Source organism: Acinetobacter sp. YH12252 (assembly GCF_013417365.1).
GTDB classification, from domain to species: domain Bacteria; phylum Pseudomonadota; class Gammaproteobacteria; order Pseudomonadales; family Moraxellaceae; genus Acinetobacter; species Acinetobacter towneri.
In genome coordinates, this window is the sequence record NZ_VPEA01000007.1 from 161,805 (window position 1) to 175,907 (window position 14,103).

At 39.5% G+C, this 14,103-nt stretch carries 16 protein-coding genes; 11 read left to right on the forward strand and 5 right to left on the reverse strand.

Annotated features, from left to right (window positions below):
• The first annotated feature begins 3 nt into the window (after positions 1-3).
• From FTV28_RS09110 to trpB, 5 genes are all read left to right on the forward strand, one after another.
• Positions 4-312: a YcgL domain-containing protein gene (locus FTV28_RS09110; RefSeq protein WP_004976615.1), complete on the forward strand. Its 309-nt coding sequence runs from the start codon at positions 4-6 to the stop codon at positions 310-312.
• Between the two features lie 21 nt (positions 313-333).
• Entirely contained in the window at positions 334-717 is a 384-nt protein-coding gene (locus tag FTV28_RS09115; RefSeq protein WP_096901448.1) for a hypothetical protein, read from the forward strand.
• A 22-nt stretch (positions 718-739) separates the two neighbouring features.
• The gene (locus FTV28_RS09120; protein ID WP_004976610.1) at positions 740-1,591 is read left to right on the forward strand and encodes a MoxR family ATPase; all 852 of its coding nucleotides are present in this window, start codon (positions 740-742) and stop codon (positions 1,589-1,591) included.
• Between the two features lie 14 nt (positions 1,592-1,605).
• Positions 1,606-2,793, forward strand: a complete 1,188-nt coding sequence (locus FTV28_RS09125) for a VWA domain-containing protein (RefSeq protein ID WP_179990181.1) — start codon at positions 1,606-1,608, stop codon at positions 2,791-2,793.
• A gap of 105 nt (positions 2,794-2,898) precedes the next feature.
• Positions 2,899-4,107: a tryptophan synthase subunit beta gene (gene trpB, locus FTV28_RS09130; RefSeq protein ID WP_179990183.1), complete on the forward strand. Its 1,209-nt coding sequence runs from the start codon at positions 2,899-2,901 to the stop codon at positions 4,105-4,107.
• A 92-nt stretch (positions 4,108-4,199) separates the two neighbouring features.
• On the opposite strand, the gene FTV28_RS09135 is transcribed toward trpB, so the two are convergent.
• From FTV28_RS09135 to FTV28_RS09145, 3 genes are all read right to left on the reverse strand, one after another.
• Positions 4,200-4,634 carry a CBS domain-containing protein gene (locus FTV28_RS09135; protein ID WP_179990185.1) on the reverse strand — a complete coding sequence of 145 codons (435 nt, stop codon included), beginning with the start codon at positions 4,632-4,634 and terminating at the stop codon, positions 4,200-4,202.
• Positions 4,635-4,753: 119 nt separating this feature from the next.
• On the reverse strand, positions 4,754-5,128 hold the full coding sequence (locus FTV28_RS09140; RefSeq protein ID WP_004976601.1) for a DUF2750 domain-containing protein: 375 nt from the start codon (positions 5,126-5,128) through the stop codon (positions 4,754-4,756).
• A gap of 151 nt (positions 5,129-5,279) precedes the next feature.
• Positions 5,280-5,513, reverse strand: coding sequence for a hypothetical protein (locus tag FTV28_RS09145; RefSeq protein ID WP_004976599.1), 234 nt, complete (start codon positions 5,511-5,513; stop codon positions 5,280-5,282).
• A 219-nt stretch (positions 5,514-5,732) separates the two neighbouring features.
• Between FTV28_RS09145 and FTV28_RS09150 the strand changes: the two genes are divergently transcribed.
• Both FTV28_RS09150 and FTV28_RS09155 read left to right on the forward strand, forming a co-directional pair.
• Positions 5,733-6,092, forward strand: coding sequence for a hypothetical protein (locus tag FTV28_RS09150; RefSeq protein WP_004976597.1), 360 nt, complete (start codon positions 5,733-5,735; stop codon positions 6,090-6,092).
• A 126-nt stretch (positions 6,093-6,218) separates the two neighbouring features.
• A complete protein-coding gene (locus FTV28_RS09155; protein WP_004976594.1) occupies positions 6,219-6,536 on the forward strand; it encodes a hypothetical protein in 318 nt (105 codons plus the stop codon).
• On the opposite strand, the gene FTV28_RS09160 is transcribed toward FTV28_RS09155, so the two are convergent.
• Together FTV28_RS09160 and FTV28_RS09165 are read right to left on the reverse strand one after the other, a co-directional pair.
• Complete coding sequence (locus FTV28_RS09160) at positions 6,433-8,073, reverse strand: pitrilysin family protein (RefSeq protein WP_131261451.1); 1,641 nt, start codon at positions 8,071-8,073, stop codon at positions 6,433-6,435. The genes FTV28_RS09155 and FTV28_RS09160 overlap by 104 nt on opposite strands.
• A 12-nt stretch (positions 8,074-8,085) precedes the next feature.
• Positions 8,086-9,420: a pitrilysin family protein gene (locus tag FTV28_RS09165; RefSeq protein WP_257222826.1), complete on the reverse strand. Its 1,335-nt coding sequence runs from the start codon at positions 9,418-9,420 to the stop codon at positions 8,086-8,088.
• 186 nt (positions 9,421-9,606) lie between these two features.
• Between FTV28_RS09165 and ftsY the strand changes: the two genes are divergently transcribed.
• The 4 genes from ftsY to FTV28_RS09185 all read left to right on the forward strand — a co-directional run bounded on the left by ftsY (position 9,607) and on the right by FTV28_RS09185 (position 13,648).
• Entirely contained in the window at positions 9,607-10,713 is a 1,107-nt protein-coding gene (gene ftsY / locus FTV28_RS09170; RefSeq protein ID WP_004976589.1) for a signal recognition particle-docking protein FtsY, read from the forward strand.
• A gap of 206 nt (positions 10,714-10,919) precedes the next feature.
• On the forward strand, positions 10,920-11,606 hold the full coding sequence (locus FTV28_RS09175; RefSeq protein WP_179990189.1) for a nitroreductase family protein: 687 nt from the start codon (positions 10,920-10,922) through the stop codon (positions 11,604-11,606).
• 588 nt (positions 11,607-12,194) lie between these two features.
• Entirely contained in the window at positions 12,195-12,788 is a 594-nt protein-coding gene (locus FTV28_RS09180) for a nitroreductase family protein (protein ID WP_004976581.1), read from the forward strand.
• A 194-nt stretch (positions 12,789-12,982) separates the two neighbouring features.
• Positions 12,983-13,648 carry a DUF2057 domain-containing protein gene (locus FTV28_RS09185; protein WP_179990191.1) on the forward strand — a complete coding sequence of 222 codons (666 nt, stop codon included), beginning with the start codon at positions 12,983-12,985 and terminating at the stop codon, positions 13,646-13,648.
• Positions 13,649-14,103 lie beyond the last annotated feature (455 nt).

The following is a 14,103-nucleotide window of genomic DNA, read 5'->3' on the forward strand; positions in this document are numbered from 1 at the left end:
TTTATGCACTGTTCAATTTATAAATCGAGCAAAAAAGATGAGATGTATTTATACATCGCCCGTCCTGAGCAAACTGAAGATCAAGCAGAAGCGTTTAACCCGCTAGAGGTTTTACCTGAGCCAATGCGAGTTGCATTTGGTCGTGCGACATTTGTAATGGATTTGCAACTGTCTGAAAGCCGTAAGTTGGCACGTGTGAATGTTTTGCATGTCATGGATTCTATTCAAACACGTGGCTTCTTTATTCAAGTGCCACCAGAAGGCTTAATTAACCCAAATGCCGTTGAACCAGAAGGTTTACGTGGTGCTTAAGCTTTATTCAGGAGTTGAGAAATGAATAGTGTGATGACTGGATTGGATTCAATTCCTGAAACTGCAATTGCTGTTTCTGTTTATTTGTTGGGGAGTGCCATTATTTTATGGTGCTGGTACGAAATTGCCAAACGCTTGCCCAATCCGTTAGGTGGTATCACTTGGATTGTGCTGTTTGCAATTTTACTTACCCCAACAGTATCAGAAGGCAGCAATGCAGCACTTGCCCCAGCCATCTTTGGACTTCTTTTTGGTGTTTTAACCAAAGAAACCCCATTGGTTTGGTCTAATTTATCTGCCATTTTATTTGTGATCGGTCTTGGCTTATTGATCGGTTATTTCTGGTCAAGATACTGTCTTAAACAAACGACTTATAAAGCCAAGAAAAATACCTCACCACTGTAACTAAAACAATTAAGGTAAAATCATGTCTGTTGATGCGCAACAATTTTCGGGTACAGATCAGTACATTGCGACTGATAGTTTAAAACTTGCGGTGAAAGCCGCACGTGCTTTGCAAAAACCGCTTTTGGTGAAAGGTGAGCCAGGTACAGGTAAAACCTTATTGGCAGAGCAAGTTGCTAAAAGTTTGGGTTTAAAGTTGATTACATGGCACATTAAATCGACCACCAAAGCGCAGCAAGGTTTATATGAATATGATGCAGTGTCGCGTTTGCGTGACAGCCAACTGGGCGATGACCGTGTGTATGACGTTAAAAACTATATTAAACCCGGGAAATTGTGGGAAGCATTTACCAGCGAAGAACGCTGTGTGTTGTTGATTGATGAAATTGACAAGGCAGATATTGAATTCCCAAATGACCTGCTACATGAACTCGATAAAATGTCGTTTTATGTTTATGAAACAGGCGAAACCATTACGGCAACACAACGTCCAATCGTGATCATCACATCAAATAATGAAAAAGAGCTGCCAGACGCTTTTTTACGTCGTTGTTTCTTCCATTATATTGATTTCCCAGATGAAGCGACCATGCGCGATATTATCGATGTGCATTTCCCGAATATTTCAAGCACATTGGTTTCAGAAGCTTTACAAGTTTTCTTTAAATTGCGCCAAGTTCCGGGCTTAAAAAAACCACCATCTACGTCTGAATTAATTGATTGGTTAAGCCTATTGATGGCAGATGACATGCCGGAAGATATTTTGCGTAATAGCGATAAAAGCAAAGCCATTCCGCCTTTATACGGTGCATTAATCAAAAATGAACAAGATGTGCAATTGCTTGAGCGTTTAGCCTTTATGTCGCGCCGTTAAGGGAGGACAACGCCATGTTCGTGCGCTTGTTTTATACCTTGCGACGTTACGGTGTACCTGTCACCACACGTGAATTGATTGACTTAAATCAGGCGGTGGCATCGGGTCTGGTTTTTGCAGATCAAGATGAATTCTATCAACTTGTTAAAACCGTCATGGTCAAAGATGAGCGTTTTTTTGACAAGTTTGACCGTGCCATGAAAGATTATTTTGATGGCATTTCCACTTTTGATTTAGATGATTTACTGCAGCAAGTTCATCAATTGCCTAAAGACTGGTTCGACTTAGAACTATTAGAAAAACATCTCACGCCAGAACAACGCGAAGAGCTGAAAAAAGCAGGTTCTTTAGAAGAATTGATGAAAATGCTGGAAGAGCGTTTACGCGAGCAGCATAAAAAGCATCAGGGTGGCAACCGTATGATTGGTACGGGCGGTACATCACCGTTTGGTGCTTTTGGTGATCATCCTGAAGGTGTACGCATTGGTGGGCCTGGACGTAAGCGTTCAGCTGTTAAAGTCTGGGAGCAGCGTCAGTATCGAAATTTAGACGATGAACAGATTTTAGGTACACGACAAATGCAATTGGCACTGCGTCGTTTGCGTAAATTTGCCCGTCAAGGTGCAGCTGAAGAATTGGATATTGATGGCACTATCCGAGAAACTGCCAAACAGGGCATTTTAGATGTGCAATTGGTGCCAGAACGTCGTAATCGCGTCAAAGTGTTGATGTTGTTTGATGTGGGTGGCTCGATGGATGCACACATCGCCCAATGTGAAAAACTGTTTAGTGCGGCCAAAACTGAGTTTAAAACCCTCGAATATTTTTATTTCCACAACTGTTTATACGACTATGTTTGGAAAGACAATTTACGCCGTAGCAGTACCCGTATGAATACGTGGGATTTATTTAATACCTATGGACGCGACTATCGGGTAATTGTGGTCGGTGATGCGAGTATGGCACCTTATGAGCTGAATTCGATTGGTGGTTCGGTAGAATATATGAATGATGAGGCAGGGCAAGTTTGGTTACAACGTCTGCGTCAGCATTTTGAAAAAACCGCATGGCTGAATCCTGAACAGGAAGGCTATTGGCATTACACACATACCATTGGTTTAATTAAACAAATTTTTGAACATCATATGTATCCAATGACTTTAAAAGGCATTGAAGATATGACTAAATATTTGGCGCGTTAATCGTCATTTTCGTCAATATCACTCAACTTTTGAGTGATTGTTAGGCGAAGACTAAGTAAGTGCAGACACGATAGGCAACGTGAATTTCAATCTGAGGGGATCGATATGGATCATCAAATCAATGGCATCGCATTACCGAATGAAGACGGTTTTTTCGGGCAATATGGCGGGCAGTTTATTCCACCACATTTAAAAGAAGCCATGGATGAAATTAACGTTGCTTATGAGGAAATTCGTAAAACGGCAGAATTTCAGAATGAATTAAAAGATTTGTTTGCTCACTATGTTGGCCGTCCAAGTCCTTTATTCCATGCCAAGCGTTTATCTGAACAGTTAGGTGGTGCGCAAATTTATTTAAAGCGTGAAGATTTAAACCATACTGGTGCACATAAAATTAACCACTGTTTAGGCGAGGCATTACTAGCCAAATATATGGGTAAAACCAAAGTCATTGCAGAAACTGGTGCGGGACAGCACGGGGTAGCCTTGGCGACGGCATGTGCGCTAGTGGGAATTCCGTGTGAAATTCACATGGGACAGGTGGATATTGAAAAAGAACATCCAAACGTCGTGAAAATGAAAATTTTAGGTGCTAACCTGATTTCAGTCACACGTGGTACAGCGACTTTAAAAGATGCTGTAGACAGTGCTTTTGAAGAATACTTAAAAGACCCGAAAAATTATATTTATGCAATTGGTTCGGTGGTTGGCCCACACCCATTTCCAAAAATGGTACGTGATTTCCAAGCAATTATTGGCGATGAAATTAAAATGCAAAGCCAAGAACGCTTTGGAGTAAATCCAGATTATATCGTGGCATGTGTGGGCGGTGGTTCAAACGCAGTGGGTGCATTTACCGCATTCTTAAATGACCCAGAAGTTAAGCTTGTGGGTGTAGAACCTGCAGGTCATGGTTTAGATACAGATCAGCACTCTGCAACCTTAACTTTGGGTAAACCGGGTCAATTACACGGTATGGCGTGTTATGTGCTTGAAGATGAACAAGGCGAGCCATTGCCAGTACATTCAATTGCTTCAGGTTTGGATTATCCGGGTGTGGGGCCGCAGCATAGCTTCTTAAAAGACATTGGTCGCGTGGAGTATTCAACGGCAACTGACCAAGAATGTTTAGATGCCTTTATGACGTTGTCACGTGTAGAGGGTATTGTACCTGCTTTGGAAAGCTCACATGCGGTGGCGTGGGCATTACGTGAAGCACCAAAAATGGCAAAAAACGTGAAAATTGTGGTTAATCTTTCAGGTCGTGGTGATAAAGATTCAGACTATGTAGCAGAAAAATTAGGTTTGAATTAATTCTACTGAATATGAAAAACCGCCTAAATGTGTAAGTTTAGGCGGTTTTTTTATCTTTACTTTATATTTGGCAGGTTTTATAAAACAGTGTCTTAGCTTGCAATATATTGTTGTAACTGCTCGATCAGTTTGTGCTGATCATCCATAGTCGCTTTCACCAAGTCACCAATCGACACTAAACCTACCAACTGCTCACCTTCAAGTACAGGTAAGTGACGTAAATGATGGTCAGTAATTAAGTTTAAGCATTCTTTCACACTGGTGTTTTTGGTCACGGTCAGTACTTTAGCAGTCATAATTTCACTAACCGTTGTGCTTTTAGAAGTTCGTTCCATCAAAATAACTTTACGGGTGTAATCACGCTCAGACAGAATACCAACCACATGATTGTTTTGATCGGTAACCACCAACGCACCAATGCCTTTTTCAGCCATTAAACTAATTGCTTCTAAAACCGTTGCTTCTGGGCGAATTGTGTAAATTTCGTGATGTGCTTTATCTTGTAAAACGTGAGTTACCTTGGTCATATTCTGTGTCCTGATTTGTTGTTTATTGTTTGACTTTTAAAGTAACGTGAATTGTAAAAATTGCAAATACTTTAGAGTCACGATTGTTGATTTTTACGTCAATTCTATTCAGTTTTTATTTAAGCAATATTTAACGCAGGTTCATTAAAAAAGAAATGCTTCATTTGTGAAGTGGTCAGTTTAATTTTTTGACTTGACGAACCAAACAAGGTTGGCGTGACATTTAAACGGGTGAGCGTTGGTAATAAAAAAGTTTCAAAATCCTGCGCGGAAATTTTACGAGGACTATATTGTGGCCAGTGTTTAGCAGCATATTTATGCGCTTGTACCGCATTTAACCAAAAAGGGAAAATATAATCATCGTGATCTGAACTCATTGCCCAACCTTGATGGAATAAACCCCAAAGTACACCGCAGTACATCATTGATTTTAATAGTGTAACTTTAAGCAGAAAATCCTTTGGTAAAGGGTGGAGTTGGTTAATCTGATTCATAATCAAGCAAGGTTGTAAAATTTGGCTATATTGTAAAAAGAATTGATGAATATACCGTTTAAGCTTTGCTTAAAATCGTAAACAAATATGTATTTATGGTTGGAGCATCTAAAAAAAGGGTCAAAAAAAACGCCACCTAAGTGACGTTTTATTATGCTTGCATGGTGGCCATGTTTTGCCAGTATTGCGCTTTCAATGAATCACGTTCTACGCGGAAACCTTGATAATACAGTTCTGCTAAGAACATTGCCGCTTTACCATGTCCTGCACGTGCAGCTTCTTCGAGTTGTTTTACCGCGTCTTGGAAGTTCATTTGTGAATGAATCGTGTTTACTGCATTTGCATAAACATGCTCTAAGTCATGGTGAGAGATCGTTTGAATCATATTAAACTCCTTATTGTAATTTTGATTACTTATTTAAGCCTACCTTTTAGGCTTCATATCAATTTAACGCTTTATTGTTAAACTAATATTACAATTTGATTGAATTGTCAAATAATTATCGGGGTTAATGAGCATATTTCAAGTTTACATGATTAAACATTGAACAAGTTTAATTTTGATTAAACTAAAGCTCTAAGCATGATAAAAAAGGAGAACAACATGACAAGATCCGTAGACGGATGTGCTTTTGATGTACCTCCATTGACTTCTCAAATTATTGAGTTGGCACATCATCACCGTAAAAAACTAGATGAGGTAATTTTCCGTCGAGATGTTCATTTAGGTGAATACTGCTTGGCGCAACGTAAACGTGTGGCTGACTTTGCTAAAACTTTAGAGCGAAGCGATCGTATAGAGTTTTATCGTAATTATGATGGTGAATTACTCCGTATTGCCGATGAAGATGAACTGCATCCTGCCGAAGCAGAGGGCGGTGTCAGTGTATTTGCTATTTTCTTGGTGCTTGCAGTCATTGCATTGGTTTTATACTTTGCGGTAATTCGTGGCACGATTGGCTAAAGCTAAATCCTTTGTAGAATTTGTAGAAAAAGGCTCAATTTTTACTGTGACGATACAGTAAAATTGAGCTGTTTAACTTGTACATCTCACAAGGGCATCCTACACTAAGGCGATTAGAGGTAGGTCATGCACAACGCAATTCAAAAAACGATTCAATTTATTTCTCAACTGAAACTCGAGCAAATTTATAATATTGTTGTGCTGAGTATCATTTTTATTATTTTAACTTTAGCAAGTGTTGCGCTTTATCGCCCAGTTGGGGTGCAACAATTTCAAAATGTTGAGCGTTTGTCACAACAATCTATGTATGCCAATACCCAAGACATGGCAGTTCATTTACTCAATCAACGTCCGATTCGTTATGTGCATTATTTAAAGTTGATGCAGGCACATCAAATGGAGCAAGATCGGGCTCAACAACTTCCTGCCTTGGTGCAAGAGTAATTTTTTCTGTTGGCATGTTATTCATATTGTGCGGTGTCGGTGTTAAAGATGTTGGTGCGAGTAAATTGTCCTGCAGCATTTTTACCAATGCGGCTTTATCTAAATGTTCGCTCACAATTACTAAAGTTAAACGATCAGGATGCAAATGTTTGCGAATTGCACGTTGCACATCTTCAGCGGTAACTTTTTCCACTCGTTCTGCATAATCACTTAAATAATTTGCAGGAAGTCGATAAAAACCGATGTGCCCAAGCTGGGCATTAATACTGGCATTGCTGCTGTATTGATTCGGAAATGCACGAATTAAACCTGCTTTGGTTTCTTTTAATTGTTCTAAATTCATAGGTTGTTGTACAAACTGAATTAAGCTCTGGTGAGCGACTTGAATACTATCGAGTAACTGATCTTGGCGCGTAGAATAGCCTAAGCTAAACAAACCCGCTGCTTGGGTAAAACGAAACGAACTGCTAACACCGTAAGTGTAGCCACGTTTTACTCGTAATTCTTTCATCAAAATTGAATTGAAACTGCTGCCGCCCAGCATTTTATTGGCAATTTCTAAAGCCAAATAGTCAGGATCATCCCGTGTAGTCGCAAGTTGTGCAATACTGACATGCGCCTGTTGTGACCGGTAGGGAATATGCTGGATGTTGAAACGTGTTGCAGGTGTAGGCTGTGGCAAAGCTGTTGCTGCAACACCTTGGGCAATATGTGCGCTGATGGTATTGGCAAGTTTTTCTGCTTCTTTTAAGGTTAATTTGCCTGTAATGGCAATGTTCATATTTTGCGCGACCAGAAACTGATCTCTAAATTGTTGTAAGTGCTTTGGTTGAATCCGTTTGATGCTGCCATTGGTGCCTGTAATGGGTTCTGAATAGGCATGTTGTCCGTAAATTGCGCGATATAAGCGAATATTCATTAAACGGCTTGGATTTTCTTGCAGTTGTTTTTGCCCAATTTGTGTATTGCTTTGCACACGCTGGATATTAGAACGCTCAAAAGTTGCATGTTTCAGTATTTCCAGCATCATTTTGACGGCAGTTTGCATTTTCTGCGGATCAGACAGTGTTCTTAGCCGTACCACAAACATATCGCGGTACGCCGTGGTACTAAAACGTGCGCCTGTGGTTTCAAAGGCTGCGGCAATTTCCTCTGCCTTATAACGCTTGGTGCCTTCATCAATCAGTTGGGCTGCCATATTGGCAACGCCAAATAAACCTTTTTCAATTTCTGCATCGCGGGCAGAACCTGCATTAAAAGTCAGTTGGATATCAACCATTGGCAAAGCAGGATTTTCGACAAATAAAGTGCGTACGTGTCGATGATTTTTTAATTCATATACCTGTGGAGCGCGAACATCGACCAATTCATTTACGGCATTTAAACTGTGCAGCAAGCTCAAAGATTGTAAAGGCGTACTTACATCTGTTTCAGCAAAATCATGCGCTGCTCTGGTGGCAGTTTCCATCGCAAAGCCAGCAGAACATAGGCTAAAACTAGTGCTTAAAATAAGCGTGCTGAATAGATGTTTTTTCATGAAAATCACAGTTTAAGGTGTTGTGCTTTGAGGTAATAAATACAAGGTGCTAAGTCTGTCTTTGTTAAAGTAACTTTGCGCAACACGTTGCAGATCCTGGGCAGTAATCGCTTGGAAGTGTTGTGGTAAAACATCGATTAAACGGTGACTGAATCCATTGACTTCCAAATTGCCAATGGTTCGGGCTTGTCCTGCCAAATCATCCTGACTATAAATCCAATTGGCCACAAATTGAGTCACCACGCGCTCAATTTCACTTGAATTGACCAAATCCTGTTTTAGCGTATCCACTTCGTTTTGAATCGCGACCTGTGCTTCGCTTAACGTTACACCTGCTGCAGGCAATGCTGAAATACTAAACAAACTATCCCCACGTTGATACGGGTCATAACTGACACTGACTGAGCTAAGAATCTTATTGTTTCTGACCAAGCGCTGTTCTAAACGTGAAGTAATTCCACTGTCTAACAGTTGTTTGATGATAGTGAGCGCGAAGGCATTTTGAGGATTTTTAGCTGTTGCCAATGAACCGACATTCCAAGCCATATATAAATTAGGAACTTGCACAGTCGCAGACAATTCCATGTGCCGATAACCTAATTGTTCAAACTCCAACACATCATTGCGCGGTGGCGTAGGTGCTTTCGGAATATCTCCAAAATACTTTTGGACTTGCAACAATGCGGCTTGATGATCTACATCGCCCACAATCACTAGAATAGCATTATTGGGGCGATACCATTTTTTGTACCACGCCTGTACATCTTGCAGCTGAATGCTTTGCAAGTTTTTCATGTGCCCAATAATGGGTTGGCGATAATGACTGGTTGGGTAGGCAATCCATTTAAAGCGTTCAAAAGCCAAAGCCCGTGGATTATCATCGGTACGTTGCCGCCGTTCTTCCATTACCACCTTAATTTCAGGCTCAAAGTCTTGTTGGCGAAGTAACAAATTACTCATTCTGTCGGCTTCCAACTCTAAAGCCAGTGGGAAATAAGTTTTGGGATAGAGCTGATAATAATTCGTGTAATTGGTAAAGGTTGCTGCATTGACACTGCCACCATAAATACGACTTAAACGGGTAAATTCATCATTCGGCACCTTGGCTGTACCTTTAAACATCATGTGTTCAAGTACGTGCGAAATCCCAGGTGTATTTCCGGACTCATCGCTACTGCCCACTTTGTACCAAATTTGAGTCATCACCATGGGAGAACGATGGTCTTCACGGATAATGACTTTTAAACCATTGTTGAGTGTGGTTTCAAAAGTGTTATTCGCAGCTAAAACTTCAGCATGGCTAATCGAAGCTGTTAAACCCCAAAGCAACGCACAAACAGACTTCATCGAAAATTGGAACATAAGCAAGTGGAGATCAATCGTTATCGGCTTATCTTTCAGAAATTAAAGCGGAAAGGCAAGGATTGCTGTAGGTATTTTTTGTATGCGGCTATGTGGTTGGAATACGAGGTAAAAGCAATTGGTTTATGTTAGAATCCGATTTTTTAACGCAATGCTTTTCAAGGATTCGGCATGCAACAGCAATCTAATGGGCAAAATAAATTTTTGATTGATGCTGATATCGGAGATGATGATGTCACATTACCGAATTTACCAGCGGTAAATATTCCGATTGTTGAAACAACACCTCTACAACAAGCAGAAACCTCTGAACATGCTGCAGAAACATCATCAGACACGGATGCGCCTGCGAAAGGTGGTTTCTTTAGTCGCATGAAAGAAGGGTTAACCAAAACCCGTAAAAACTTTGCCGATGGCATGGTGAATATTCTGATTGGCGGTAAAGAAATTGATGATGAATTATTAGAAGAAGTCGAAGAACAACTGTTGGTTGCAGATATTGGTGTAGATGCAACGAAAACCATTATTGCCAATTTGACCGAGCGTACTGCGCGTGGCGACTTAATTTATTCACATTCTTTATATAAGGCTTTGCAAGAAGAATTAGTGGCTTTGCTTGCGCCACGGGTAAAACCTTTACATATTGATGCCAATAAAACCCCTTATGTGATTTTAGTCGTGGGTGTGAATGGTGTAGGTAAAACCACAACCATTGGCAAGTTAGCGAAACGCTTACAAGGCGAAGGTAAAAAAGTCATGTTGGCCGCAGGGGATACTTTCCGTGCTGCAGCGACAGAACAATTGCAGATTTGGGGTGAGCGTAACGATGTTGCCGTTGTTGCACAAGGTCACGGTGCAGACAGTGCTTCTGTTATTTTCGATGCGTTTGAAAGTGCGCGTGCCAAAGGCATTGATGTGTTAATTGCAGATACTGCTGGACGTTTGCATAACAAAAGCAACCTGATGCAAGAATTGACTAAAGTTAAGCGTGTGATGCAAAAAATTGATGCGACTGCACCGCATGAAGTGATGTTGGTTGTGGATGCAGGCACGGGTCAAAATGCCATTAACCAAGTTGAAATGTTTGATGAGGCTGTTGGCTTAACAGGCATCACCATCACTAAACTGGACGGCACTGCAAAAGGCGGCGTGTTATTTAACATTGCAAGCCGTAGCCATGTGCCAATTCGCTTTATTGGTGTGGGTGAAAAAATTGATGATTTACGTCCATTCTCAGCCAAAGCATTTGTTGCAGCACTGTTTGAAACTGAAAAATAAGTTTTGAATTAAGTTTTAAAGCTAAAATGTAAAATGCTGTAAGTTTCACACAAACTTCGCAAAATGCGGAGTTTGTTGTTTTTAGCGGGTTTGAGTGTTGTAAAAAGCAGCAGCTAAAAATACGAATGTGAATAAAAGCACTTTCGTCTATATAGAATAAGAAAAAATATTAGATTGATTTTGATTGGTTTTTTGGGGAAGTCAAAATGACACTGTTAAATAAAATTGGTCATGTGCTTACAGCAGATATCACGAAAGACTTTAAGCTTAAGAAAAAGCCGAACTATGACGCAAATGAACTGACTTTCATCGATCAATTAAAAAAGCGCCGTAGTATTTATGCTTTAGGAAAACGCGTTCATTTTAGCCAAACTTATATGACCGAGCTGATTCAGGAAGCTGTGCGTAGCTGTCCATCGGCACATCATTCACAAAGTACGCGCGTGGTTATTTTATTTTCTGAATCACATAAAAAATTTTGGAATTTAGTACAGGAAGTACAACGTCAGTTTGTACCAGAGCAGGTTTTTGCAGGTACTAAAATGAAAATCGAACAATGTGCAGCAGGTTTTGGCACGGTATTGTTCTATGAAGATCAACAAGTGATTCGTCAATTGCAAAAGAAAATTCCATTTAATGCTGCAGAATTTCCAATTTGGTCGGAGCAAACTTCAGGCATGGCGCAATTTGCAGTGTGGACAGCACTGGCAGATTCAGGCGTGGGTGCATCTTTACAGCATTATAATCCAAACATAGACCGTGCTGTGGCAGAGCATTTTGATATTCCAGATACATGGTTGTTACGTTCACAACTCGTTTTTGGATCAATTGAAGAAGAAGTAACCGAACGGAGTCATGCACACTATCAAAATCAATTTAAAGTCTATGCTTAAATAACAGCATTTGATGAAGATTGGTCAAATCAGCTTATTATTATGTGCTACAAAGAGCGAACCGCAGCATATTTATATTGCAATAGACTGTATCTATAGAATAAAAGGTAATAGGGTCTGTTGACACTTCGTCTATGTTTGCGACGTGAGAGATATATCTCGCAAGGTTTTTTAGCTGATATAAGGCATGAGGCAGGAAATTTAGTCATTCTAAATGACTGACTCATAACGCAATAGCAGCAAAAAATATGCTCGTCCTTCGCTGCGCCTTGCGCTGCAAACAAAGCAGTGCTTGTTTTTGCTCAGGCTGTGGCTAAAACTTTCTCAGATTGCGTTATGAAACTTGGCAATAGTCTCGCTATTCCCTGCGTTTCATGCCTGATCTGCTCAGTTTTAGCCTACAGCGCAAGCCATTTATGAAATGTCAACAGACCCTAAATGCAGTCACATACATTTGTCACTTTATATAACTATAATCGTTCTATACATAAAACACACTGTCGTATTTTTTGTAATGTTTATGCTGAATAAAAAGCTTAATATCGCTGTATCAATTAATTTATACAAAATTCTGCAGAGGAATTAAAAATGTCATTTTTAAATCAATTAGAAAAACGCCGTTCAATCTATGCACTTGGTAAAAATGTTTCTGTAGATCAGGCAACTATTGAAAGTACAATCAAACAAGCAGTTCGTTTAAGCCCATCTGCATTTAACTCGCAAACTTCACGTGTTGTGACTTTATACGGTGCATCGCATACACAATTTTGGAACATCGTTTTAGAAACTTTACATAAAATGGTTCCTGCAGAAGCATTTGCAAACACTGAAGCAAAAATTAATAGCTTTATTGCAGGTTTTGGTACAGCTTTATTTTTTGAAGATCAAGATGTTGTAAAAGGTCTACAAGAGCAATTCCCGCTATATGCAGACAACTTCCCAGTATGGTCAGAACATTCGACAGGGATTGCACAATTCGCAGCGTGGACAGCTTTATCTGAAATCAATGTGGGTGCATCATTACAGCACTACAATCCAATCGTAGATGAAGAAGTTGCGCAAACTTATGACATTCCTGCAAACTGGAAACTACGTGCACAATTAGTGTTTGGTTCAATTGAAGCACCTGCTGGTGAAAAAACATTTATGGATGATGCAGCACGTTTCAAAAGCTTTAACTAAGCTCTAGCAACACATACTGCACAGACAAAAAAGTAGGATAATGATTCATCCTACTTTTTTGTTTCTGGGGGTAGTGATGTGCCTTACAACTTACTTATTCATGTGCAAATGCCTAAACCCATGAATTGTCATAAAACTGTCATTTATACATTGCATAGTGCAATCAAACTTTAATAAATGATATAGAGTGAAATATGGCATTTAAATTAGGCATAGCAAGTATTGCATTGATGGCTTGTAGTTCAGCATTTTCAGCAGTAACTATTGCAGTACCTGAAGAAATTAAGTTGCTCGCTGTAAATGATCAACAAATTCGTTCAGGTTTATTCAGTTCTGCACAGCAAGTGAAAGTCAATGCGGGTGAAAATGTCATTAACTTGCGTTATCAACAATATTTTGAACATCATAATGGCGCACACGATATTTTAAAATCAGGTGTTATTACACTCAAAACCCCAATTCTTCAAGATGGTGAAAACTATCGACTTGCTTTGGTAAACCCACCTAAAGATTTCGATGCTGCAAAAGAGTTTAAAGATCAGCCTAGTGTTGGCTTATATAATCAAAAGAATCAATTGTTGGTACAACAAACAGGTGCCAAAGCAAGTTCAACTGGTTGGTTAGGTGGTAGTTGGCTTAATAAAACTTTAGATACCACTCAAAACAGTGCTGCAATCAATCAACCAGCAGCAGTTTATACTGCGGCAGCAGTTTTGCCATCTGAGGAAACCACCTCAGCAACATTGCCTACAGCAAAACAAACACAGGGCAAAGAGCAACAATTGATTCAATTGTGGCAACAAGCTAGTAAAGTAGAGCGACAAAAATTTATGTCATGGCTTGCAGAACAAGCTAATTAATGTAGATTTGCAACCAGCCTAACTGAGCTGGTTGTTTTTTATTATCGCTTTAAAAGGATTTATTTAAAAAACCAATTTAGTAACGTGCGAAAAAAAAGACAAATTATAAGAAAAGTGTGATAAAAATATGAAATACGCTTAAAACTTAGGCGAATGGTATTTTTTTTGAAAAAAACCTAAAAAACATATTGCGTCTATTCAAAAACTGTATAGAATACGCAACACACCAACGCAGTGTTGATTGAGTTGGTGCTGTTATTGACGAAATAACAGAAAATCATTAAGAGATTATGAAGAACAACTTGTGTGGATTTTTACTGATTGATTGATCGAAAATATTTCATTGATTGATTGGTTTAAATTACTCGAAGTTTATTTGAGCGAAATTTAAGTCAGAAAATTGATGAGCCAGATTTGGAAGTTTAGATTAAAACTTCAAAATGATTTTAACTGAA

Coding starts and splice junctions, on each gene's coding strand:
- FTV28_RS09110 (WP_004976615.1), top strand. CDS start 4: ATGCACTGTTCAATTTATAAATCGAGCAAAAAAGATGAGATGTATTTA.
- FTV28_RS09115 (WP_096901448.1), top strand. CDS start 334: ATGAATAGTGTGATGACTGGATTGGATTCAATTCCTGAAACTGCAATT.
- FTV28_RS09120 (WP_004976610.1), top strand. CDS start 740: ATGTCTGTTGATGCGCAACAATTTTCGGGTACAGATCAGTACATTGCG.
- FTV28_RS09125 (WP_179990181.1), top strand. CDS start 1,606: ATGTTCGTGCGCTTGTTTTATACCTTGCGACGTTACGGTGTACCTGTC.
- trpB (WP_179990183.1), top strand. CDS start 2,899: ATGGATCATCAAATCAATGGCATCGCATTACCGAATGAAGACGGTTTT.
- FTV28_RS09135 (WP_179990185.1), bottom strand. CDS start 4,634: ATGACCAAGGTAACTCACGTTTTACAAGATAAAGCACATCACGAAATT.
- FTV28_RS09140 (WP_004976601.1), bottom strand. CDS start 5,128: ATGAATCAGATTAACCAACTCCACCCTTTACCAAAGGATTTTCTGCTT.
- FTV28_RS09145 (WP_004976599.1), bottom strand. CDS start 5,513: ATGATTCAAACGATCTCTCACCATGACTTAGAGCATGTTTATGCAAAT.
- FTV28_RS09150 (WP_004976597.1), top strand. CDS start 5,733: ATGACAAGATCCGTAGACGGATGTGCTTTTGATGTACCTCCATTGACT.
- FTV28_RS09155 (WP_004976594.1), top strand. CDS start 6,219: ATGCACAACGCAATTCAAAAAACGATTCAATTTATTTCTCAACTGAAA.
- FTV28_RS09160 (WP_131261451.1), bottom strand. CDS start 8,073: ATGAAAAAACATCTATTCAGCACGCTTATTTTAAGCACTAGTTTTAGC.
- FTV28_RS09165 (WP_257222826.1), bottom strand. CDS start 9,420: ATGAAGTCTGTTTGTGCGTTGCTTTGGGGTTTAACAGCTTCGATTAGC.
- ftsY (WP_004976589.1), top strand. CDS start 9,607: ATGCAACAGCAATCTAATGGGCAAAATAAATTTTTGATTGATGCTGAT.
- FTV28_RS09175 (WP_179990189.1), top strand. CDS start 10,920: ATGACACTGTTAAATAAAATTGGTCATGTGCTTACAGCAGATATCACG.
- FTV28_RS09180 (WP_004976581.1), top strand. CDS start 12,195: ATGTCATTTTTAAATCAATTAGAAAAACGCCGTTCAATCTATGCACTT.
- FTV28_RS09185 (WP_179990191.1), top strand. CDS start 12,983: ATGGCATTTAAATTAGGCATAGCAAGTATTGCATTGATGGCTTGTAGT.